The organism is Pseudomonas sp. FSL R10-1339 (assembly GCF_009600545.1).
Classification (GTDB): domain Bacteria; phylum Pseudomonadota; class Gammaproteobacteria; order Pseudomonadales; family Pseudomonadaceae; genus Aquipseudomonas; species Aquipseudomonas bubulae.
In genome coordinates, this window is sequence record NZ_WIVQ01000024.1 from 19,645 (window position 1) to 41,379 (window position 21,735).

18 protein-coding genes and 1 pseudogene are annotated in these 21,735 nt (G+C 58.1%); 8 read left to right on the forward strand and 11 right to left on the reverse strand.

The genetic code is table 11. The annotated features are described in order from the left end of the window. Positions 1-2: 2 nt before the first annotated feature. Together GHO03_RS09950 and GHO03_RS09955 are read right to left on the reverse strand one after the other, a co-directional pair. Entirely contained in the window at positions 3-1,073 is a 1,071-nt protein-coding gene (locus GHO03_RS09950) for a dienelactone hydrolase (RefSeq protein WP_153380301.1), read from the reverse strand. Positions 1,074-1,211: 138 nt separating this feature from the next. After that, entirely contained in the window at positions 1,212-1,823 is a 612-nt protein-coding gene (locus tag GHO03_RS09955) for an FMN-dependent NADH-azoreductase (protein ID WP_095000158.1), read from the reverse strand. A gap of 126 nt (positions 1,824-1,949) precedes the next feature. Here GHO03_RS09955 and GHO03_RS09960 point away from each other — a divergent pair, with 126 nt between their 5' ends. Both GHO03_RS09960 and GHO03_RS09965 read left to right on the forward strand, forming a co-directional pair. Then, a complete protein-coding gene (locus GHO03_RS09960; RefSeq protein WP_095000157.1) occupies positions 1,950-2,858 on the forward strand; it encodes a LysR substrate-binding domain-containing protein in 909 nt (302 codons plus the stop codon). Between the two features lie 5 nt (positions 2,859-2,863). Further along, positions 2,864-3,208: an MmcQ/YjbR family DNA-binding protein gene (locus GHO03_RS09965; protein ID WP_095018561.1), complete on the forward strand. Its 345-nt coding sequence runs from the start codon at positions 2,864-2,866 to the stop codon at positions 3,206-3,208. On the opposite strand, the gene GHO03_RS09970 is transcribed toward GHO03_RS09965, so the two are convergent. Beyond that, the gene (locus tag GHO03_RS09970) at positions 3,197-3,613 is read right to left on the reverse strand and encodes a DUF1294 domain-containing protein (RefSeq protein WP_372239744.1); all 417 of its coding nucleotides are present in this window, start codon (positions 3,611-3,613) and stop codon (positions 3,197-3,199) included. The genes GHO03_RS09965 and GHO03_RS09970 overlap by 12 nt on opposite strands. Next, a complete protein-coding gene (locus GHO03_RS09975) occupies positions 3,610-4,440 on the reverse strand; it encodes an undecaprenyl-diphosphate phosphatase (RefSeq protein ID WP_095019896.1) in 831 nt (276 codons plus the stop codon). Before GHO03_RS09975 ends, GHO03_RS09970 begins: the two co-directional genes overlap by 4 nt. A gap of 283 nt (positions 4,441-4,723) precedes the next feature. On the opposite strand from GHO03_RS09975, the gene GHO03_RS09980 reads away from it, so the two are divergent. After that, positions 4,724-6,358 carry a methyl-accepting chemotaxis protein gene (locus GHO03_RS09980; RefSeq protein WP_153399729.1) on the forward strand — a complete coding sequence of 545 codons (1,635 nt, stop codon included), beginning with the start codon at positions 4,724-4,726 and terminating at the stop codon, positions 6,356-6,358. Between the two features lie 62 nt (positions 6,359-6,420). Here GHO03_RS09980 and GHO03_RS09985 read toward each other — a convergent pair whose 3' ends face one another. From GHO03_RS09985 to GHO03_RS10010, 6 genes and pseudogenes are all read right to left on the reverse strand, one after another. Then, positions 6,421-8,271 carry a polyurethanase gene (locus GHO03_RS09985; RefSeq protein ID WP_095032137.1) on the reverse strand — a complete coding sequence of 617 codons (1,851 nt, stop codon included), beginning with the start codon at positions 8,269-8,271 and terminating at the stop codon, positions 6,421-6,423. Between the two features lie 25 nt (positions 8,272-8,296). Further along, entirely contained in the window at positions 8,297-9,652 is a 1,356-nt protein-coding gene (locus GHO03_RS09990; protein ID WP_095038920.1) for a TolC family outer membrane protein, read from the reverse strand. A gap of 13 nt (positions 9,653-9,665) precedes the next feature. Next, the gene (locus GHO03_RS09995; RefSeq protein WP_256668480.1) at positions 9,666-10,976 is read right to left on the reverse strand and encodes an HlyD family type I secretion periplasmic adaptor subunit; all 1,311 of its coding nucleotides are present in this window, start codon (positions 10,974-10,976) and stop codon (positions 9,666-9,668) included. A 17-nt stretch (positions 10,977-10,993) separates the two neighbouring features. Next, positions 10,994-12,737: pseudogene (locus GHO03_RS10000) on the reverse strand (type I secretion system permease/ATPase). 121 nt (positions 12,738-12,858) lie between these two features. Further along, a complete protein-coding gene (locus GHO03_RS10005) occupies positions 12,859-13,248 on the reverse strand; it encodes an AprI/Inh family metalloprotease inhibitor (RefSeq protein WP_095018535.1) in 390 nt (129 codons plus the stop codon). A 57-nt stretch (positions 13,249-13,305) separates the two neighbouring features. Beyond that, positions 13,306-14,748, reverse strand: coding sequence for a serralysin family metalloprotease (locus GHO03_RS10010; protein ID WP_153380310.1), 1,443 nt, complete (start codon positions 14,746-14,748; stop codon positions 13,306-13,308). A gap of 659 nt (positions 14,749-15,407) precedes the next feature. Here GHO03_RS10010 and GHO03_RS10015 point away from each other — a divergent pair. The 5 genes from GHO03_RS10015 to GHO03_RS10035 all read left to right on the forward strand — a co-directional run bounded on the left by GHO03_RS10015 (position 15,408) and on the right by GHO03_RS10035 (position 20,605). After that, the gene (locus GHO03_RS10015) at positions 15,408-16,436 is read left to right on the forward strand and encodes a LacI family DNA-binding transcriptional regulator (RefSeq protein WP_095020074.1); all 1,029 of its coding nucleotides are present in this window, start codon (positions 15,408-15,410) and stop codon (positions 16,434-16,436) included. A gap of 83 nt (positions 16,437-16,519) precedes the next feature. After that, positions 16,520-17,302, forward strand: coding sequence for a sugar phosphate isomerase/epimerase (locus GHO03_RS10020; protein ID WP_095000149.1), 783 nt, complete (start codon positions 16,520-16,522; stop codon positions 17,300-17,302). Beyond that, the gene (locus GHO03_RS10025) at positions 17,295-18,266 is read left to right on the forward strand and encodes a sugar kinase (RefSeq protein ID WP_095000148.1); all 972 of its coding nucleotides are present in this window, start codon (positions 17,295-17,297) and stop codon (positions 18,264-18,266) included. The genes GHO03_RS10020 and GHO03_RS10025 overlap by 8 nt, the downstream gene beginning before the upstream one ends. A 48-nt stretch (positions 18,267-18,314) precedes the next feature. Next, on the forward strand, positions 18,315-19,610 hold the full coding sequence (locus GHO03_RS10030) for an MFS transporter (RefSeq protein WP_095018532.1): 1,296 nt from the start codon (positions 18,315-18,317) through the stop codon (positions 19,608-19,610). A 20-nt stretch (positions 19,611-19,630) separates the two neighbouring features. Further along, on the forward strand, positions 19,631-20,605 hold the full coding sequence (locus GHO03_RS10035) for a D-glycerate dehydrogenase (RefSeq protein ID WP_153399733.1): 975 nt from the start codon (positions 19,631-19,633) through the stop codon (positions 20,603-20,605). On the opposite strand, the gene GHO03_RS10040 is transcribed toward GHO03_RS10035, so the two are convergent. Then, positions 20,606-21,685, reverse strand: a complete 1,080-nt coding sequence (locus GHO03_RS10040; RefSeq protein WP_095000146.1) for a polyamine ABC transporter substrate-binding protein — start codon at positions 21,683-21,685, stop codon at positions 20,606-20,608. Positions 21,686-21,735 lie beyond the last annotated feature (50 nt).

Here is a 21,735-nt window from a genome sequence, read left to right on the forward strand (position 1 = left end):
AACTAACAGTGGCGAGCGCCCAACCGGCCAACAGGGCAAGTCTGGTGGTCGGTTGAAGCGGTTCTGCCCTGTGCTGCAGGTTCCAGGACCTTGCTGAAAAACCTCCCCGCCTCATAAATCAGGTCACGATGGATGTCTTCTCGATCAACCCCTTGAGCATCCGTGCATAAACCGGGCATAACCGCCATTTGCTCGTCGCTGCAGGGCGCCATGAAGACGAAGTGCCCGGCACCGGGGATCATCTTGAACTCAGGTTCCACGGGCAGCTTGCGCGCCAGGGCATCGGCATTCTTATCGGGAAACACCAACTGATCGTTGTCACCGCTGTACAGCAGCACAGGCACATTCACATCAGCCAGGGTTTGCCGGCCGAACATCAGGCTCAAAGGCGCCATCAGCAACAGGGCTTTTACGCGAGGGTCCGAGACAGCGACCAAGTCATCACGATCGGCGATCAACTCGCCCTTGGTAGTACAGGCATCACGGTCTTCAGGGCGTTCCTGGCAATAGCGGCGCAGTCGATCCAGGTCAGGCTGGGCGCCGGCCAGGATCAACGCCGTTTCGCCCCCTGCCGAGTAACCGATGACCCCTGCTTGATCGTCTTGCACATAGGGTGACAAATCGTGATCGGCCAGAGTCGCGCTGATCGCAGCAGATATTTGCATCGGCCGCCCATAAAGGTTACTCAGTGTGCCCAGACGGCTGTGATCCTTGTAATTGTCGCCAGGGTGCAGCACGGCGACTACTACAAACCCCTTGCGCGCCAATGAGGTGGCCAGGTCATGCAACGCCAGTGGCGTGCCGGTGTTTCCATGGGACAGCATCAGCAGCGGATAACGGCCCATGGCGATTTTCGCGCCTTCGGTGGCTTGCACTTCGTAGCTGCCCATCTTGCTGACGCCTTCGGGATCCGTGGAAGGATAAAAGGCAATGGCGCGCATGGGCTGATCGTCCAGCGGATCGAGAAAGCTCAGGCGATGAAAACCCACGCTCCAGGGGTATACGGGCTCAGCTTGCACCATGACAGGGCAACCTGCGATCAACAACACCAGTACCGCACACAGACGCATCATGGAGGCTCACCTTCAACGGTGCATTGCTCGACAGCATCACACTCTGCACAACCCGGGCCAGACGCAAAAAACTCCGTACCCCGATCCTTTTACAAAGACCAGAATACAGAGTTTAGACAGTGCTGCGCCTGAGATTGCTTACGCTGCGCTGAACAGATCCTGCTTGATATGCGCATGTGCATCGCTCATGGCTTTGCTGCGTACCTCGTCGCCATAGGCCAGGCCGTGGGCGCGGACAAATTCGACGTCGGTAATGCCCATGAAGCCCAGCATCACTTTCAAGTAATCTTCGTGAGCTACGCCGGTTTCCTGACCCGCATGCAGGCCACCGGAGGTCGATACCACTACTACTTTCTTGTTGCCGCACAGCCCTACAGGGCCGGCTTCGGTATAACGAAAGGTCTGGCCAGCAACTGCGATGCGGTCAATCCAGGCCTTGAGCTGGGTTGGAATGGTGAAATTGTACATCGGCGCTGCAATCACCACCGCGTCAGCCGCGAGAAACTGGGCCAGGGTGTCAGCACTCAACTGGGCTTCGTGTTTTTGTGCCGCATCACGCAGCTCGGCCGGAGTACCGGCAGCCACCAGGGTGGCGGCCGAGAAATGTTCAATGGCTTCAGCGGCCAGGTCGCGGTAGCTGACCTCTACTTGTGGATCAGCAGCCTGCCATGCCTTGACCACTTCGCTGCTCAACTGACGGGATGCCGAGTTGTCGCCCAGAATGCTCGAATCGATATGCAACAGTTTCATGGTGATCTCCAGATGATGACCGCCTCTGGGCGATCTCGATGGAGGGGATACTACCAATGAAAGCAATCGACGATAAGTTGGCCATTATGCGATAGTTCGTCCCACCTGCAGGACAGTGAGCACGCCATGCAAGACCTTAACGACCTTTACTATTTCGCCAAGGTGGTCGAATCCGGTGGCTTCGCTGCTGCCGGACGATTGCTGGGCATCCCCAAGTCACGTCTGTCGCGGCGCGTGGCCGAACTTGAAGAGCGTCTGGGCGCCCGCTTGCTGCAGCGCACCACACGTCAGCTCAAGCTGACCGCTGTGGGCGAGCGTTATCTGCGCCATTGCCAGGCCATGTTGCTGGAAGCCGAAATGGCCGACGAAGCCGTTGCCAGCATGTCCAGCGAGCCACGCGGCCCCTTGCGAGTGTCGTGCCCTGTGGGGCTGGCCCATGAATTTATGCCCGGGGTGATCAGTTCCTTTCTGCAGGCCTATCCCCTGGTGCAGCTGGAGGTCAACCTGCTCAACCGTCGCGTCGATCTGGTCACCGACGGCATCGATGTGGCCTTACGGGTGCGCGAAGAAGGCGATGAAGACCCGTCGCTGGTCACGCGGCGCCTGCGTCAGGCCCGCACCGTGATGGTAGCCACCCCCGAATTTGCCCGTAATTGGCCGGTTGATAGCCCTGAAGACCTGAAAAAAATCCCGCTGCTGGGCGCGCTCGAGGCCGATCGCATGGTTCACTTGCGCATGCTCGACGAGCACGGCAAGGGCTGCAACCTGGTGCTTGAAGCACGCCTGGGGGTTGACGATTTTATCGTGCGCAAAGCTTGCACCTTGGCCGGCCTGGGTTTCACCGTGTTACCCATGATGTATTGCGAGCAGGAGCTGCAAGACGGCCAGCTTGTTCAACTATTGCCCAAATGGACCCTGCCCGGTGGCTGGCTGCACGCAGTGTATCCCCACAGACGCGGGGTGATACCGGCCGTGCGGGCCTGGATCGACCACCTGGTTGAGTCATTCGAAAGCTGTGGAGACAAACTGCTATGACCGCAATGACCAAACAGGATGTAGCCGAATTCTGCCGAAACCTGCCGGGCGCTCAGGAAGCAGTGAAATGGGGTGGGGTCGAGGTTTTTTTTATCGACGACAGCAAGATGTTTGCCCTGTTCAACCTCAACAGCAACGGGCTTTCGTTCAAGGTCGAGAAAGAACTGTTTCTGGGCTACATCGATCGGCCGGGTATACGCCCGTCGCCTTATCTGGCGCGAGCGTACTGGATCAATATGCAAGCACCTTATCCGATGGGCGCTGAAGAGCTGCAGGACCTGTTGCGCCGTTCCCACCAACTGGTGGTGGGAAAACTGGCGAAAAAACGTCAGATCGGTTTACTGCTGTAACCGCAACAGCTGGAGAAACGACCTGTTCAGGAACAGGACGTCGATCCATACCACCTGATGCACAGCCACAATCAACCAGAACAACAGCTGATAAGACAATTTGCGGGTTTTGTGGCGAAACATTTGTTGCGCCACCAGTGCCCCTGGCCAACCGCCCAGCAGCTCAACCCCGTGCAAGATTTTCTCCGGCGTGCGCCACTGGCCAGCTGCGGCCTGTTGCTTGTCGTAGCGGTACAGGCCGAACGCCAGCAGGCTGGCCACTGCATAGGCCAGCAACGGCAGCGGGCTGCCCTCGGTGAGCAACACGCTCACCGAGCCACCAATCGGCAAGGCACACAGCACTAGCAATACCAGCAACTTGAGCTTCAAGCCACGCACCAGTGCGCCGTTATGCCCATTCCTCACGCTGCAGCTGCCGTCCAGTCAATCCAGCCGAACTGCCAGGTGGCCAGGATCAACAGGCCAAAACCAATACGATACCAGGCAAAAACGGCATAGCTGTGATTGGAAATAAACTTCAGCAAGGCGCGTACTGCGATCATGGCGAAGATAAACGAGGTGACAAAACCGATCGCGAATACTGGCAGGTCGTCAGGCTGGAACAGATGACGGTATTTGTAGCCGGAGTAAACCGCAGCACCGACCATGGTCGGCATGGCCAGGAAGAATGAGAACTCGGTGGCCGCTTTGCGCGACAGACCAAACAGCAGGCCGCCGATAATGGTCGAACCCGAGCGCGAAGTGCCGGGAATCATCGCCAGGCACTGGGCAAAGCCGATTTTAACTGCGTCTTTCCAGGTCATGTCGTCCACGGTTTCAGCGCGAATCACATGCTGGCGGCGCTCGGCCCACAGCATGATCACACCGCCAATCACCAGGGCCGTGGCCACGGTAATCGGGTTGAACAGGTACTCGTGGATCACATCGGCAAAAATCACCCCCAGCACCACCGCCGGCATCACCGCGATAATCAGGTTGGTGGTGAAACGACGTGCCTCGGGCTTGGTGGGCAAACCAACGACAACATCGATGATCTTGCGGCGAAACTCCCAGACCACAGCCAAAATCGCACCCAACTGGATGATGATGTTGAATGCCATCGCCCGCTCGCCGCCAAAGTTGAGCAAGTCGGCCACAATAATCTGGTGGCCCGTACTCGAGATCGGCAAAAACTCCGTCAAGCCTTCAACGACGCCCAAAATCAACGCCTGAGCGGCAGTCCAAAGATCCATTATTCCCCCATAAAGCCCTGCCTCATGCAGAGCTGATTAGTCTTGATTAAGGTGTTGCAGCCACGGCCCCGGAGCAGGATAAAAGTGCGACATGCGCCCCGACGCGCTGTGAAAAAACTGTCAGAAATCAATAAAGATGAAGCTTTGCCAATTTCGGCCGAGATCCTATCAGACACGTTCCACTTTCGCTGCTATGACATGAGCTCGGTCTCGTCTGACAGGCAAGTCTGAAAAAAGTTGTTCTGTGAATCACCACAAGAAGAAAAACCAGGAGTGAGCCTTTATGAATACCCTGCGCGGGTTATCCATCAGCCGACGTTTATGGCTGATCTTGATTGTGGCCATGGCCATGCTGCTGGCGTTGGGATTGCTGATGCTAAAACAGATACATGACGATTTGTATGAAGGTAAAGCCCAGAAAACCCGGCACGTGGTACAAGCGGCCAGCGGGGTACTCAACTATTACCAGGGCCTGGAAGCTGCCGGCAGCTTGAGCCGTGAAGCCGCGCAACAGCAGGCGCTGACCGTGATCAGCCAGCTGCGCTATGACCACGATGACTATTTCTGGATCAATGACCTGCGCCCTTATATGGTCATGCACCCCACCAGCCCCAAACTCGATGGCAAAGACCTGTCGGCCATCAAGGACCCGGACGGCTTTGCGATTTTCAACGAGATGGCCAGCCTGGCCAAAAGCAAAGGTTCAGGCATGGTGGACTACCGCTGGCCAAAACCGGGCGCCGAAGCGCCTGTGCAAAAAACCTCTTATGTACAACTGTTCGAGCCGTGGGGCTGGGTAATAGGCTCGGGCGTGTATATCGACGACATGCAGGCCGAGTTCCGCGCTCAAGCCTGGAAAGCCAGTTGGGCTGGCCTTGGCATCGCGTTGATCATGGCGCTGCTGGTGACCCTGATTGCTCGCAGCATCGTGCGACCGCTGCAAGAGGCCGTGCAGGCCATGGCCAATATCGCCAGTGGTGAAAGCGACCTGACCCGAAGCCTGGATACCCACGGCCGTGATGAGGTCACTTTACTGGCCCATCATTTCAATGCCTTTACCGCCAAGCTGCGCAATGTGATCAGCCATTTACAGGCCACTGCCACGGCACTCGACCAGTCCTCCACGGAACTGGGCAGTGACGCCAGCGACGCGCAACAACGCAGCCAACAGCAAGCCCTGCAAATGGATCAGGTGGCCACGGCGATCAACGAAGTCACCTACGCCGTGCAAGACGTGGCGAAAAACGCCGAGCACGCAGCCAGCGAAATGCGCGGTGCGCAGTCACAAGCCGAGCTTGGACAGCAGAATATCGATACCAGCCTGGAACAGATCGGCCAGCTGTCTGCCACCATCCATCAGGCCGTCGAGGTGATCCGCACCCTGGCCACGCAAAGCAGCGAAATTGGCAGCGTGCTTGAAGTGATCCGCTCGATTGCCGAGCAAACCAACCTGCTGGCCCTCAACGCTGCGATCGAAGCAGCCCGCGCCGGCGAGCAGGGTCGGGGTTTTGCGGTGGTGGCGGACGAGGTTCGACTACTGGCCCAGCGCACGCAAAAATCCACGGCCGAAATCCAGACCATGATCGAAGGCCTGCAAAAACACTCGGAAGCCGCCGTCAACGTGATCGGCAGCAGCAGTCGCGCTTCGCAGCTGACCATCGAACAGGCCACCCAGGCCGGGCAGAGCCTGACCAGCATCGGCCAGGCCCTGAGCAACCTCAACGACCTCAATGCCTCGATAGCCAGCGCCACCCTGCAACAGGCCCATGTCGTGGAAGACATCAACCTGAATGTGACCCAGGCCGCCGAGCTGTCCCAAGGCACCGCCCTGGCGGCAGAGCAATCAAGCGCTGCCAGTGCCCACCTCAAGGAGCTCAGCGTGCAGCTCAATGGGCTGTTACGTCAGTTTAAGGTTTAGAGGCAACCGCAAGCGGCAAGTGACAAGCAGCACGCTTGAAGCTTGCCCCTTGCAACTCGCCGTCAGGCGATGACAATGTCCGTGCTCGCCAGGGAGGCCAGCCCTACACCCACCAGGGTCACCGAGTCGCTGCCAAAGCTGAGCACGGTGTCATGCCCCGTCGCGCTGGCATGGGCCCGGTAGTCCGCGTTGTAGCCACCATCCACCCCCAGGAATACCAACTTGTCACTGGGCTGGTAGCCCAGCAGCGTGTCGTTGCCAAAATGGCCGCTGAACACAAAGGTGTTATTACCGCCTGCCGACTCCAGCAGGTCATTGCCTGCGCCGCCAACAAACACCGTATTGCCGTGCAAACCGATCAAGTGATCGTTGCCGCCCTGCCCCAGCAGCCAGTCACCCTGCTCACCGGCCGTGAGGGTACTGTCCGCAGCCCCTGCCTTGACCGAGTGAGTGTAATCAGTGCGGTCTTTGCCGGCCCACAGCCCCTGATCATCAACTCGATGGCTGACTTCGCGGTGGGTCAGGCCCAGCCAGGCGGGCTCTTCGGTTATCAGGAAACTGATATCACGGGCAATAGTGATCCCGCCGTGGCTATCGCGCACATACAAGGCGCCCTGCCCGTCATTGACCACATCCACGCGGCTCAACGATTGTTGCAAGTCCAGCGTATTGACGCCTTTGCCACCCAGAATGATGTTGTAGCCGCCACTGTCACGGAAGGTGTCATTGCCGTCGCGACCTTCCAGGAAGTCATTGCCGCGTCCCCCCTGAATCAAGTCATTACCGTCGCTGCCTATGATAAAGGTGCTGCCCTTGTGCGGTTCGGCGTTGCGATTGAGGTCCTGGACCCAGGTGTTTTCCCGTGCCGGACTGGACAAGTTGGCGACCACAATGGTCGAGTCCTTTTCGGTCAGGTCATAAAACGCCGAGTCGAAAATCCGCGTCATGCCGCTTTCATAGCCACTGGGCAAGTGGGTGATCCAGGTCGAAATATTGGCAATCGAAAAGGGCATCAGATTCCACGCGGTGGACGCGTAGTGATCATTGAAACTGACAATATTGTTGGTGGCGGATGGCTGATGCGCGTCATGCACGCCCAGCGACGACAGATTGAAATCCGAACCATTGAGGGCACGGAACACTGGGTCGTTCTCGTAGCCGATATTGAGCACGTTGTCGGTGCTTTCGCTCTGGGTGGGTGAAGCAAAGGCTATGTACTTTGAGTCGCGATAAAACCCCGCCCAATGATCGCCACTCAGGTCCGCCAGGCTGTTGACGGCCAGGCCGCCAAGGCTGTGGCCACTGACCAGTATGTCGCTGCCGCTCAACCCTTGCGCGCTGGCAAAGGTCGCCACTTTGCCCAGGAGCATGTCAAACGCGTTGGCGCTGTAGTTTTTAGCGTAATCGGCAGGCCCGATCGCTGCCAGCAAATCGCTGATGGCATCGCCGATGGAATCGCTAATCAGCGACTCACGCGGTCCGCTGGTGCCGCGAAAACCGATACCGATGGAAGTCAGTTGGCCATCGGCTGCGTACTTGCCGAGGATCTCCACCTGGGCAGTGCCGTAGCCGGCTTTTTCACCAAAAAAAGTCCCGCGCTGATCGACTTTGCCTGTGTAGCCCAACTGTTCTGCACTGATAGGGGTCCACCCGGCTTTTTCGACCGCCTCGCGGGCAAGCTTTTCCGAATCGGGGTTCCAGGGAATCCCCGGCACTACCCCTTGGGCATCGGTACCGCCGAGCAAGGCCTTGACCAGTGTGGCAGGCAGCCCGGTGCCAAGGCCATGTTGCTGGTAACCCACGGCAAAGCCGTTGTCCAGGTTGTGATAGCTGTACAGCATGATTGCCATCGCATCCTTGAACTGTGTTGCCGATACGCTGGAACCCACATCCTTGTAGTCAAACACTGCCATGGTTTTTCTCTCTTCGTTGATCAAATCAATATGCTTGCCCCGGCGCGATAAACGCTTCATCGACCCGTGCCAGGTCCTGCGCGCCCAGGGTGCCTGCGTAAAAATGCAGCTTGGTCCAGGCCAGCAGATAGTCGTAACGGGTTTGCGCAAGGTCACGCCGCGTGCTGTACAGCTGCTGCTCGGCGTTTAGCGCATCGAGGTTGACCCGCTCCCCGCCCAGAATGCTCTGACGGGTCGATACGACCAGCGCCTCGGCTGAAATCAGCGCTTTTTGATAAGCCCGTAGTTTGCTCACGCCCGACTGGCAGGCATTGAACTGGCGTCGCAGTTCAATAAGGGTTTCACGGGTTTTGCCTTCCAGCTCGTACTCCACTTGGGCCAGATTGCTGCTGGCTTGACGCACCGAGGCCGACACCCCGCCCCCTGCATACAGCGGCACACTGATTTCAATGCCGATGGTGTTGGTGTCGTAGCGCTGGTTGTAGGTGTTGCCACTGTCGGATTCCATCTTTCGCACGCTGGCATAGGCATTGAGTTTGGGCAGATGCCCTGCCCGGTTGCGCTCAACTTCGTACCTTGCCACTTCCAGCGCCTCACGCTGCGACGCCAGTATCGGATTACTCTCCAGTGCCATTTCATGCCAGCTCGAGAAACTCCCCGGTTCCAGCGGCAATGAGCTGAAACTGCGGGTCAATGGCGTCAGCTCATCGATATCCAGGGTGGCCACGCCAATCAACGCGCCCAGCTCGCGCAAGGCCGCATCCTGCTCGTCATGGGCCTGGATTTCCTCGGCAGTGGCCAGCTCGTAACGCGACTCGGCTTCAAGAATGTCGGTGCGGGTGCCCTCGCCCTGGCGAAACATGTGCTCGTTTTGCCGAAACTGCTGCTCATAGGCTTTTTTCTTGGCCCGGGCATTGTCGATCTGGTCTTGCGCAAACAACGCCTGGGTGTAATGGGTCAGCACCCGCACCAGCAGTTCCTGACTTTTGCTGCGAAATGTCTCATCGGCAAACAGCGATTGGGCCACACCTTTACGATAATTGGCGTACGCCTCGTAATCGATCAATGGCTGCTGCAAGGTCAAGGTCGAGCCATAACTGTTGTAGTTACGGTCGTCGTGGGTATTGCCACGCTCATTCAAATAGGTGGCCTGGGAGTTATTGCGGCCTTTGTTGTAGTTGTACGAGAGTTTGGGCAGCAGCCCGGCACGACCAATATTACGACTCTCCAGGCCCGCGTCCCGCGCCTTGATGGCGGCGAGGAACTCGGGATCATTGCGCAAGGCCTGTTCATATACCTGAAACGGCCCCAGCGCCTGTGCGCTGGCTGCGAGGCCCGCCCACAGCGCGAGGCCCAGGCCCAACATCGAAGCTATTTTCATAAATGGCAGCATCCTAGCGCTCAGTCAACGCAGACCCTGCGCGATCCAGCAGCGGTTTAAACAGGTAATTGAGCAGCGAACGCTCGCCCGTGCGTACAAACATCTCGGCCGGCATGCCAGGTTTAATCACCAACCCGTTGAGTTTCTCCAGCGCCTGATCACTCACCGAACTGCGCAGCACGTAGTACGGCATGCCGGTTTTTTCATCGAGCAACTGGTCGGCTGAAACCAGGTTGACCTGCCCCGACACACGCGGTGTGCTGCTTTGATTGAATGCCGTAAACAGAATATCCACTGGCAACTGGCTGCCCACCCTGTCCACCAGATGCACCGGCAGGCGTCCCTCGACCTCAAGGCGGGTGCCCTGCGGCACGATCTCCAGCAGGGTTTCGCCCGCCCGCACCACCGCGCCTTCGGTATGCACGCTGAGGTTGACTGCGATGCCATCAGCTGGCGCAGAGATTTCACTGTGCTGCAGGTCAAACCCGGCCGAAGTCAGTTGCTGCTCCAGGGTCAGGGTTTTGAGCTGGGCATCGGCCAGTTGGCTACGCACTTCCTTCTGATATTCATCGATGTGCTGCGCCAGTTTGAGCCGCGACTCCACAATACCCTGCTCGATACGCCCGCTTTCACCGGCGTTCTGCGCCAGATCCTGATGCACCTGTGACAGCTGCCGCTCGTATTCCATCAGGCGATTGCGCGGGATATACCCTTTTTCAGCCAGGGGGCGCAGGTTGCTCAACTGCTGGCGCAGGGAGTCGGCCTGCGCTATTTGATCGCTGCGCGCACGACGCATACCGTCCAGTTGCCGGGTTGCGCCTTCGACACTGGCCTTGAGCCCGGCCTGTTCACGGGCAAAGGCTTCGCGCCGGCTACTGAACAACTGCTCCTGCCCCTCCAGTACCAGGGCCAGCCGTGGGTCAGGGTCCAGACTCAATTCCGGCGGAAAACTCACCCGTGCCAGGTTGTCACGCTCGCTTTGCCAGCGCGCCTGGCTGGCCCAGGCCATGCGGTACTGCGCGCGCAAGGATTGCACGTCAGCTTCAACCTGGGTCTGGTCCAGTCGAAACAATGCCTCGCCCTGACGTACTGTCTGGCCCTCGCGCACCAGAATCTGGCTCATCACCCCGGCCCCCAACGACTGCACTGCCTTGCGCTTGCCCGAGACCACCACCGTACCCTGTACAGGTATGCCTTCGTCCAGCGGTGCAAGGCTGGCCCAGAGAAAAAAGCTGCCCGCTCCGACCAGGGTCAGCACCCAGCCTGCCCGCACGTAAAATCCCGCCCCGCGCTCGCGCAATGGCGGTTGATTGTGGTCATTCATCAATCCAGCGTCCTTGCTCATGCGTCAGCACTCTGACGGTTGATACTGGCCGCCTGCGGCGCGGCGTGTTGCTGCTGGGCCCCGGACAAGGCTTTGAGCACCTCGGCACTTGGTCCGAACACCTGGCAGCGACCTTCATTGAGTACCAGCAGTTTGTCGGCCTGGGCCAGCGACGCCGAACGGTGCGTCACCAGCACCACGGTGCAGCCCTGCGCCTTGAGGTGAGCAATGGCCCGGGTCAGGGCTGCGTCACCGACGGCATCGAGGTTGGAGTTGGGTTCATCCAGCACCACCAGCCGCGGATTGCCATACAAGGCACGCGCCAGAGCGACCCGCTGCTTTTGCCCGCCCGACAGGCCGCTGCCCTCGTCACCCAGAACCGTGTCGTAACCTTGCGCCAAACGCAAAATCATCTCGTGAACCCCGGCCTGCTGCGCCGCAGCGACCACCTGCCGGGGATCTGCTTCACGAAAGCGGGGCGATATTCTCGGCAATGCTGCCGCTGAACAGCTCGATATCCTGGGGCAGGTAGCCGATATGTGGGCCCAATTGATCGCGGTTCCACTGGTGAATGTCCGCGCCATCCAGGCGCACCGTGCCCGCCAGCGTCGACCAGACGCCTACCAGCACCCGCGCCAGGGTCGACTTGCCCGAACCCGACGCGCCCAGCACACCGAGCACCTCGCCTGCATTGAGGCTAAAGCTGACCTGATGCAAGGTGGGCAGGCGCTGTCCCGGCGGTGCCGCACTGACCTGTTCAAAGCTCACCTGACCCATGGGGGCTGGCAGCTGCATGTTGTCTTCACTGGGCGGATGCTCGCGCAACAGACTGTCCAGGCGTTGATAGGCCAACTTTGCCGAGCTCCATTGCTTCCAGACAGCGATCAACTGATCGATGGGGCTCAGCACACGGCCCATCAAAATCGAACCGGCAATCATCATGCCCGCGCTCATATCACCGTTGATCACCAGCAAGGCACCCAGGCCGAGCACCAGTGACTGCAGGCACAAGCGCAAGGTTTTACTCACCGAACCAATCACTGCACCGGTGTCACTGGCCTTGTTTTGCTCGGCCAGAAATCGCGAATGCAGGTTAAACCAGCGTTGGCGCAACACACCCAGCATGCCCATGGCCTGAATGGTCTCGGCATTGTGCAGGTGGCTGGTAGCCAATTGGCTGGATTGTTGGGAGTACAGGCTGGCCTGGCTCAGGGGCTTGCGCGTCATCACCTCATTGATGCACGCCAGGGCTATGAGCAGCAGTGCCCCAGACGTCGCCATAAGACCGAGCCAGGGACTGAACAGAAAGATCACGCACAAATAGACGGGAAACCACGGAGCATCAAAGAAGGCGAACAGCGCCGGACCGGTGACAAACTGGCGGATCAGGGTCAAATCCCCCAATGCCTGCCCGGCGTGGGCCTGGCCGCTGAACAGGTTGCGCTCGAACGCGGCGCGGTACACCTGTTGGTTGAACCTGCGCTCCAGCTGGCTGCCGATGCGGATCACAATAAAACTGCGGACCGTTTCAAGCATCCCGATAAAGATGAAAAAACCCACCACCATGAATGACAGCATGGCCAGCGTTGTTGTGTTCTGTGACGACAGTACCCGGTCATACACCTGGAGCATATAAATCGATGGCACCAGCATCAATATATTGATCAGGGCAGTAAAGCAGCCCACGCTGACCAGAATGCTCTTATAGTCAGCCAGTGCATGTATCAACGGCGCAACGGTGCTGTTTTTCAATCGCCTCATGAATCGTCCTTGATCGATAAGTACGGCTTTCGCACATAAATAAAACTGACAGGCGCACTTGCGCCGCTCCTCACAGGGGGCGCCCAGCCTCGCGCGATTGAAGTTACAATTTCAGTACAACTTAATGATTGCCACGCACCATCACCAACACTGTTTCGGGTTTGATCTTCGCTTCATAGTGACCGGGCTCAATCCGGTTCATATGCACCAGAGCTGTTCCATCCTCGCCCATCAGAAACAGACCGTCCGGTGTTGGCGACCAACTTTTTGGCACTTCGCCCAACCATGTTTTCAAACACTTCACTTGCGCACTGAAGGTTTTATGTTCGGCAATCAACTGCACCTTGCAGGCCTCTTTTGCATCGCCCTGCAGGTAAAACGTCCAACTGCCCGCCAGTTGTGCGGGGCTCATCAACAGCAAGGAATTGGCCATGGCGCTCTCTGTGGTAAAAGTCAGCAGTGCGGCGATACACCCCACTGCCCTGAATAAACGGTATGCCAAATGACTCATGATTTCAGGCTTCCTGGCAGAGGGCAGCGCTGGCGCGCTGCCCGTGTACCGGCAGGCTTAGACAACGATGTCGTAAGTTGCCACTTGGCCCACAGTGTTCACCAGGAAGTCGGCAACGGCATGACCGCTGAAATCGACCGCAAAGTGGCCCAGGTTGCTGGCCATGTCATAGCTGACAATCGCTTCACCGGCACGGCCGGTAAAGGCCTCGACAAAGTTAAGCCCGGCCAGCTTGGTGATGGCCGATACATCAATTTTGTCGATACCGGACTGGAAGTCCATGATGATATCGGCTGCACCCGGCGCAGAGTCAGACACCGCGCCAAACACAAACACATCTGAACCCGTACCGCCCCACAAGGTATCAGCACCGCCGCCGCCATAGATAATGTCGTTGCCGGCGCCGCCCTTGAGCACATTGTCAGCGCTGTTGCCGATCAGCAGATCGTTGCCCGAACCGCCAATGGCGTTTTCCACGGTGACGCCTTGGGCAATCGACACGTTACCGGTCATGCCGCCAACATCGGAGAACGAGCCTGCAGTCAGGTTGATCTTCTGGTTCTGGCTAAAGCCGGAGAAGTCCAGGGTGTCGTTGCCGCCACCGTCCCACACCGAGAAAATCAGCTTGGAACTGGCAGACGTCGCGCTGTAGAAATCACGATCGGCGGTGGAGTTGAAACCATAGACCGTATCGCCAGCGCGGGTTTCGAGGTTGGCGCCATAGAGTTTCTGCACCGCCGCAATATCATCCAGCAATGGCGCAGAGGCGTAAGCACCTTCGCCGCTGTTGGTGAAATGCTGGCCGGTGTTGCTTTCACTCCAGTAGCTCATAACGCTGTAGGCACGGGTGTCTTCGCCATACACCGCATCCCGGTAGGTCGGGTTGCCATTGCCGGCGTTGTAGTCACCCGGGTGCGACAGGCCCAGTGTATGGCCGATTTCATGGGTCAGGGTCTGGCGACCATAGTTGCCTTCACCCGGGGTCTTGTTGACCTCATAGTCCTTGTTGATCAAGTACCACGACTCACCCTTGCGCGAACTGCTGGGTAGATAGGCAAACGCCGCACCGCCGTTACTTGCACTGAAATTGGCAAAGGTCATGTGGCCATCACCGCCACGGACTGCAGCGCCTTCAGTGAAGGTCACCTTGGCCACATCGGCCCAGGATTCCAGCGACAGCTTGGCCTGCTCTTTCTGCAGCGAGGAGAACTGGCTGAAAGTGCCCAGGCCACGGGTCGCGTAACCCACCGGCGGTGCCGTGAGGAACGTGTAGGTAAGGTTGATCACACCATCGCCGTTGAGGTCGTGCCAACTGGCGCCGGAGCGCGTGAGCTGATCGGCGGCCTGGTCGGTAGTGAGCGAAGGTTTGCCATTGACCAGATGATCACCACGATCATAGAAATGGCTAAAGTTATCAATCTGAGTGAAGGCAGAACTGCTGGCGCTTGCCGCTTGTACCTGGCCAACGGACAGTGCCGCTTTCTCTTTAAGTTTCGACATGTAAACATTTCCTTGTTTAGCAGTAGAAAGTTTATTGACAGACCACGACGACCCCTTGGCGAGATCGTCCTATCACTCGCCGTTTATGGCGGAGCAAAACTGACACAATCTGAAATATTTAGTCCAGTACTTTTTTACGGCTTATTTGCGCAAACGGCGCAAGTTCCCGGAAACATTGAATACTTGACCGGCAGTATTTTTTTATCCGTTATCGGCCACTAACTGACTGCATGGTCTAATTATAAAAAGTTAAATTAAACGGCTTCCCGTTCGTCTCTAACCTGGGCCGAAAGCAGATTGATATAACACTCGTCATATAACTTTCTCGCCACGGCAACTTCTCGATTTTTATATGTGCAACGTCGCTAACTGACAAGTTTGCGTCGCAACTAGCAAGTTGCCTGATCGCTGTAGCCGCTGAGGCGCTAAGCGCTCGTAAAACCGGCAATTTTGGTATGCATGAGAGGTCGAGCGGCCTGGTTCTACGACTGCTGCGCAGCCGATCGCAGCCTCGCTTCGCTCCTCTGCGGCTACAGGTCCGGGTATCCCTTAAAACCATTGTCACTTGACGTCATCAGGGTATTTGGGTTTCCATGAAACCGGTTTCAGCGCCCACCCGCGAAATCGCCTGCGATAACACCAATAAAAGGTTTCAGGCCGTGAACAGTTTTTCCGCAGCTCAACGCTCCCGCGTAACCATGCTCGATGTTGCCCAGCGCGCCGGCGTCTCCAAGGCCAGCGTGTCACGCTTTATCGGCGAAGACCGCGCCTTGCTCTCCGTAGCCATCGCCGAACGGATCGAGCGCGCCATCAATGACCTGGGCTATCGCCCAAATCAAATGGCCCGTGGCCTGAAACGCGGACGCACACGGCTGATCGGCATGCTGGTGGCCGATATCCGCAACCCCTACTCCATTGCCGTCATGCACGGCGTCGAAACCGCCTGCCGCCTGCACGGCTACAACCTGGTGGTGTGCAATACCGACCGTAATGACGAGCAAGAGCGTCAGCATCTGGCAGCGCTACGCTCCTACAATATCGAAGGATTGATCCTTAACACCCTTGGCCATGACCCTGACGCACTGCAAGAACTGCATCAGGAAATGCCCATCGTGCTGATCGACCGCAAAGTCGAGCAACTGCATACCGATCTGGTCGGCCTCGATAACGCTGACGCGGTGCGCATGGCTGTGGAGCATCTTGAGCAGCAGGGCTATCGCGATGTGCTGATGGTCAGTGAGCCGGTCGATGGCACCAGTTCGCGAATCGAGCGCATCGACAGTTTTACCCGCCAGTTGGCCGCGCGCCCTGCCCTGCACGGCGCCGTAGTAAAAACCGGTACAGGCCTTCGTGCTGCCATCCAGTCCTTCATGCAAGCACCCGGCCACGGCCCCAAGTCCATATTTTGTGCCAACGGCCTGGCTGCGCTGGCTTGTACCCAGGTGCTGCGCGACTTGAATTGCCGCTTGTTTGAAGACGTGGGCCTGATTGCCCTGGATGACCTGGAATGGTTCCCGCTGGTGGGTAACGGCATCACTGCCCTGGCCCAGCCTACGCAACAGATCGGTGCCAGCGCTTTTGACTGCCTGCTTAAACGCCTGGGCGGTGACAAATCTGCACCCCTGGCACTGGATTTTGCCCCTCAATTGATTGTTCGCGGCTCAACCCGATCACCCATGACTGCCTGACACTTTACCGGCTGACAACCTTGACCCGGTTACCGGCCGTTTGATGCACAACAAAATGAAACCGGTTTCAGAGAATAATGACAATGACTACATTTCCCGTTTCCATCAGTTTGTCGAGCTACGGTGCCGATCTGGTTCGCCAGCGCGGCCAGGCCAGCTTTATTGAAGTGTTGGCCAACGCCGGTGTGTCACGCATCGAACTGCGCGAAGAACTGCTGACCACAGAAGATCCGACCACATTCAGCCAGGCCGTGCAGGATAACGGGCTTGAATGCGTGTTCTCATCGCCACTGGAACTGTGGGAAGCCGGGCAGTCGCGGCCCAATACCCAACTGCTGGCCACCTTGCAGCGCGCCCACGCTTTCGGCGCCCAATGGCTGAAAGTGTCACTGGGCTATTTCACCGAACACTGTGACCTGCAAAACCTCGCTGCCCTGCTCAACCAGCAACCTGTACGACTGCTGGTAGAAAACGACCAGACCTCCTACGGCGGGCGCATTGAGCCCATGCAGCGTTTTTTCGATCAGGTTGAACAACAGCAAGCGCCAATCAGCATGACCTTCGATATCGGCAACTGGCACTGGCAGGATCAGTCAGCCAGTACCGCAGCCCGCCTGCTGGGCCGCTACGTCACCTATCTGCACTGCAAAGGCGTGAGCCGTCGCCCGGACGGCAAACTGGTCGCCACACCGCCAACCGACACCGACCTGCAGCACTGGCAGCACCTGATGACCCATATGCCCCACGGTCTGACCCGGGCCATCGAATATCCGCTGCAGGGCTCGGATCTGGACGGCTTGACCCAGGAACACGTCGCCGTACTGGCGCGCTTGAGCCAAAAACAACAGGAGTTGAGCCATGTCTAAGGTCGATGTGCTGTCGTTTGGCGAAACCATGGCCATGCTGGTGGCTGAAGAAACTGGCGATCTGGCCCTGGTCGAACGGTTCCACAAACGCATCGCCGGGGCGGACAGCAACGTGGCCATTGGCCTTGCGCGACTGGGCTTCAATGTCGCCTGGTTGAGCCGAGTGGGCGCGGACTCCCTAGGGCGCTTTGTACGCCATGCACTGCAAGCCGAAGGGCTGAACTGCCAGTACGTGACCACTGATACGCAACATCCCACGGGCTTTCAGTTCAAATCCCGCGTTGACGACGGCAGCGACCCACAGGTGGAGTACTTCCGCCGGGGCTCGGCCGCCAGCCATATGGACCGCTCCGTGCTCAACCCGCAGTTGCTCGGCGCCCGCCACCTGCACGCCACCGGCATACCGCCTGCGCTGTCGGCCAGCTGCAATGAACTGTCCTTTGAGCTGATGAAGTCGATGCGCGCAGCAGGTAACAGCGTGTCGTTCGATCCGAATCTGCGCCCATCGTTGTGGGCCAGCGAACAACAGATGATTCGCGACATCAATGCGCTTGCTGCCCACGCCGACTGGGTACTGCCGGGCTTGAGTGAGGGCCGGCTACTGACAGGTTTTGAAGACCCGTCCGATATCGCCGCCTTCTATCTCGATCAGGGTGCTGAAGCCGTGATTATCAAACTGGGGGCCAAAGGCGCGTTTTATCGCACCGCCCAGGTTGAGCAGTTTGTCCCGGCTGTGCCGGTGGCCAACGTTATCGACACCGTGGGTGCCGGTGATGGCTTTGCCGTCGGGGTAGTCAGTGCCTTGCTGGAAAATCTCGGTTTTGCCGAGGCCGTACAGCGCGGCAACTGGATTGGCAGTCGCGCCGTACAGAGCCGCGGCGATATGGAAGGCCTGCCCACCCGCGACGAACTGAACCACTACAACGCGCTGCACGCGCCTCTTGAAACACCGCTATCTGCTTGACCTGTCACCTGCTGCGAAAAAACAAAAACAAGCTCAGGAGCACCCTCTATGCAATCCCTAAAACTCGCCGCCCGTCGTTGGTGGTACATCATGCCGATCGTGTTTATCACCTACAGCCTGGCGTACCTTGACCGTGCCAACTACGGTTTCGCAGCTGCCTCAGGAATGGCCGAAGACCTGAACATCACCCCCGGGCTGTCGTCGTTGCTGGGCGCGCTGTTCTTTCTTGGCTATTTCTTCTTCCAGGTACCCGGGGCGATCTACGCCCAGAGAAACAGTGTGAAAAAGCTGATTTTTGTCAGCCTGATCCTCTGGGGCAGCCTGGCCACATTGACCGGCGTGGTGTCCAACGCCTACTGGCTGATTGTTATCCGTTTTACCCTCGGAGTGGTTGAAGCCGCCGTAATGCCGGCCATGCTGGTGTACCTGTGCCACTGGTTCACCCGTGCCGAACGCTCGCGGGCCAACACCTTCCTGATCCTGGGCAACCCGGTGACCATGTTGTGGATGTCAGTGGTATCGGGTTATCTGGTGCAGCATTACAGCTGGCGCTGGATGTTTATCGTCGAAGGTCTGCCTGCAGTGCTTTGGGCCTTTATCTGGTGGCGCCTGGCCGATGACCGTCCAAGCGAAGCCAAATGGCTGAGCAATCAGGAGAAACAAGACCTGCAAAGCGCACTGGATGCCGAGCAAGTGGGCCTCAAGCCGGTGAAAAACTACGCTGCAGCGTTCCGTACGCCCGCCGTTATCCTGCTGGCCTTGCAGTTTTTCTGCTGGAGCATCGGCGTCTACGGCTTTGTCCTGTGGCTGCCTTCGATTCTCAAGCAAGGCGCGCAGATGGACATGATCGAAGCTGGCTGGCTCTCGGCCCTGCCCTATTTGGCAGCCGTGATTGCGATGCTGGTGGTGTCCTGGGGCTCGGACAAAATGCAAAAGCGCAAACGCTTCGTCTGGCCACCGCTGCTGATCGCGTCTGTGGCGTTCTACGCTTCCTACATGCTGGGCGCTGAACACTTTTGGTGGTCCTACGCACTCCTGGTCATTGCCGGGGGCTGCATGTACGCCCCTTATGGTCCGTTTTTCGCCATCATTCCGGAAATCCTGCCCTCCAACGTGGCCGGTGGTGCCATGGCGCTGATCAACAGCATGGGCGCACTGGGTTCGTTTGCCGGTTCGTACCTGGTGGGTTACCTGAACAGCTCCACCGGCTCGACGGGCGCATCGTTTCTGTTGATGAGTGGCGCGCTGATGATTTCGGTACTGCTGACCCTCATGCTCAAACCCGCTGCCAAAGACCCTGCTGCGCCGCAACACAGCACCTCGCAACGTCTGGCCCACTCTTGAATTCAATGTCGGTGAATCCCTTGAAAAAGAATGTAGTGCTCTACAAAGAACTGTCCCCGGAACTGATGCAGCGCCTGCAAGCCCAGGCCGATGTCACGCTGATCAAGAAGCTTGACGCCGCAGGCATGGACCAACTGCGTGCCGCCCTGCCCCGGGCGCAAGGCATTCTGGGCGCAAGCCTGAAGCTGGATGCGCAACTGCTGGACCTGGCACCGAACCTTGAAGCAGTGGCCAGTGTGTCGGTGGGTGTCGACAACTACGACATCGACTACATGACCGAGCGCAAGATCCAGTTCACCAACACGCCTGACGTGCTCACCGAAACCACTGCAGACACCGGCTTTGCCCTGGTCCTGGCCAGCGCCCGGCGGGTGGTTGAACTGGCCAACATGGTGCGCAACGGCGAATGGCAGAAAAACGTCGGCCCAGAGCATTTCGGCACCGACGTTCACGGCAAGACCCTGGGTATTATCGGCATGGGCCGCATCGGCGAAGCCCTGGCCCAGCGCGGCCATTTTGGCTTCGGCATGCCGGTGATTTACCACAGCAACTCGCCCAAACCCGCGGTAGAGACGCGTTTCAATGCGCAGTACCGCAGCCTCGACGAGCTGCTGCAAGAAGCCGACTTTATCTGCCTGACCTTGCCCCTGACCGCACAAACCGAGGGTTTGATCGGCGCCGAGCAATTTGCCCTGATGCGCCGCGAGAGCATTTTTATCAATATCTCCCGAGGCAAAGTGGTGGACGAAGCGGCGCTGATCAACGCCCTGCAACAAGGTCAGATCCGCGCTGCCGGGCTGGATGTGTTCGAGCGCGAACCGCTGGAACTGACCTCGCCCTTGCTGAAGCTGGATAACGTGGTGGCCACGCCACATATCGGTTCGGCCACCTTCGAAACCCGCGAGGCCATGGCCCGTTGCGCGGTCGAAAACCTGCTGGCGGCATTGGCCGGTGAACGCCCGGCCAATCTGGTCAACCCGCAAGCATTGCGCTAGTTACTTGCCGCTTTTGATATTGGTCCAGACACGCGTGCGTACCCGGTCAATATTCAGCGGCATGGCCTCCAGGGCAAACAGCTTGTCCATCATGGCGGGGGTTGGATAGACCTTGGTGTCAGCCTTGATTTCAGGGCTGACCAAGGCATCGGCCTGCTCGTTGCCATTGGCGTAGTGCACGTAGTTGGTGATCCCGGCCATTACATCCGGGCGCAGCAGGTAGTTCATAAAGCTGTAAGCAGCTTTTTCGTCAGGTGCATCGGCGGGCATGGCAACCATGTCAAACCAGATGGCGGCACCTTCCCTGGGAATCGAATAACCGATTTCGACGCCATTTCCGGCCTCTTTAGCGCGGGTTTCGGCCTGCAAGATATCGCCAGAGAAGCCTACGGCCACGCAAATATTGCCGTTGGCCAGGTCGCTGGTGTACTTCGATGAGTGAAAGTAGCTGATATAAGGTCGGACCTTGAGCAGCATCTCTTCAGCTTTCTTGTAGTCAGCCGGGTTTTTGCTGTGATGAGGCAACCCCAGGTAGTTGAGTGCCGCTGGCAAGATCTCCGGGCCATTATCCAGAATCGCCACGCCGCAGGATTTGAGTTTCTCCATATTCTCGGGCTTGAAGATCAGATCCCAGGAATCCACCGGCGCGTCATCCCCCAGCACGGCTTTTACTTTGGCGATGTTATAGCCAATGCCGGTGCTGCCCCACAGGTAAGGAAAACCATGTTCGTTGCCCGGATCGTTGACCTGCAGTGCCTTGAGCAGCACCGGGTTGAGATTCTTCCAGTTTGGCAACTGGCTCTTGTCGAGCTTCTTCAGCGCCTTGCCCTGGATCTGCCGCGCCATAAAGTGGTTGGACGGAAACACCACGTCATAACCGGATGAGCCCGTCATCAACTTGCCGTCCAGCGTTTCGTTGCTGTCAAACAGGTCATAGCTGAAAGCAATGCCGGTATCGCGCTGAAAGTTCTTCATCGTGTCAGGGGCAATGTAATCCGACCAGTTATAGACTTTTACGGTTTCACCGGCCTGACACAAGGTAGTGGCCAGCATCAGGGGCAACAGGCTTATACGGATCATGATTCGATTCCTTGCATGTTTTGGGCAGCTGTTTTTATAGGCAGGTTTCG

Excerpts from the sequence above, each read along its gene's own strand:
- GHO03_RS10010 (WP_153380310.1), bottom strand. The coding sequence starts at position 14,748 with ATGTCGAAACTTAAAGAGAAAGCGGCACTGTCCGTTGGCCAGGTACAA.
- GHO03_RS10025 (WP_095000148.1), top strand. The coding sequence starts at position 17,295 with ATGTCTAAGGTCGATGTGCTGTCGTTTGGCGAAACCATGGCCATGCTG.
- GHO03_RS09965 (WP_095018561.1), top strand. The coding sequence starts at position 2,864 with ATGACCAAACAGGATGTAGCCGAATTCTGCCGAAACCTGCCGGGCGCT.
- GHO03_RS09975 (WP_095019896.1), bottom strand. The coding sequence starts at position 4,440 with ATGGATCTTTGGACTGCCGCTCAGGCGTTGATTTTGGGCGTCGTTGAA.
- GHO03_RS09985 (WP_095032137.1), bottom strand. The coding sequence starts at position 8,271 with ATGGCAGTGTTTGACTACAAGGATGTGGGTTCCAGCGTATCGGCAACA.
- GHO03_RS09955 (WP_095000158.1), bottom strand. The coding sequence starts at position 1,823 with ATGAAACTGTTGCATATCGATTCGAGCATTCTGGGCGACAACTCGGCA.
- GHO03_RS09950 (WP_153380301.1), bottom strand. The coding sequence starts at position 1,073 with ATGATGCGTCTGTGTGCGGTACTGGTGTTGTTGATCGCAGGTTGCCCT.
- GHO03_RS10020 (WP_095000149.1), top strand. The coding sequence starts at position 16,520 with ATGACTACATTTCCCGTTTCCATCAGTTTGTCGAGCTACGGTGCCGAT.
- GHO03_RS10030 (WP_095018532.1), top strand. The coding sequence starts at position 18,315 with ATGCAATCCCTAAAACTCGCCGCCCGTCGTTGGTGGTACATCATGCCG.
- GHO03_RS10005 (WP_095018535.1), bottom strand. The coding sequence starts at position 13,248 with ATGAGTCATTTGGCATACCGTTTATTCAGGGCAGTGGGGTGTATCGCC.
- GHO03_RS09980 (WP_153399729.1), top strand. The coding sequence starts at position 4,724 with ATGAATACCCTGCGCGGGTTATCCATCAGCCGACGTTTATGGCTGATC.
- GHO03_RS09960 (WP_095000157.1), top strand. The coding sequence starts at position 1,950 with ATGCAAGACCTTAACGACCTTTACTATTTCGCCAAGGTGGTCGAATCC.
- GHO03_RS09995 (WP_256668480.1), bottom strand. The coding sequence starts at position 10,976 with ATGAATGACCACAATCAACCGCCATTGCGCGAGCGCGGGGCGGGATTT.
- GHO03_RS09990 (WP_095038920.1), bottom strand. The coding sequence starts at position 9,652 with ATGAAAATAGCTTCGATGTTGGGCCTGGGCCTCGCGCTGTGGGCGGGC.
- GHO03_RS10040 (WP_095000146.1), bottom strand. The coding sequence starts at position 21,685 with ATGATCCGTATAAGCCTGTTGCCCCTGATGCTGGCCACTACCTTGTGT.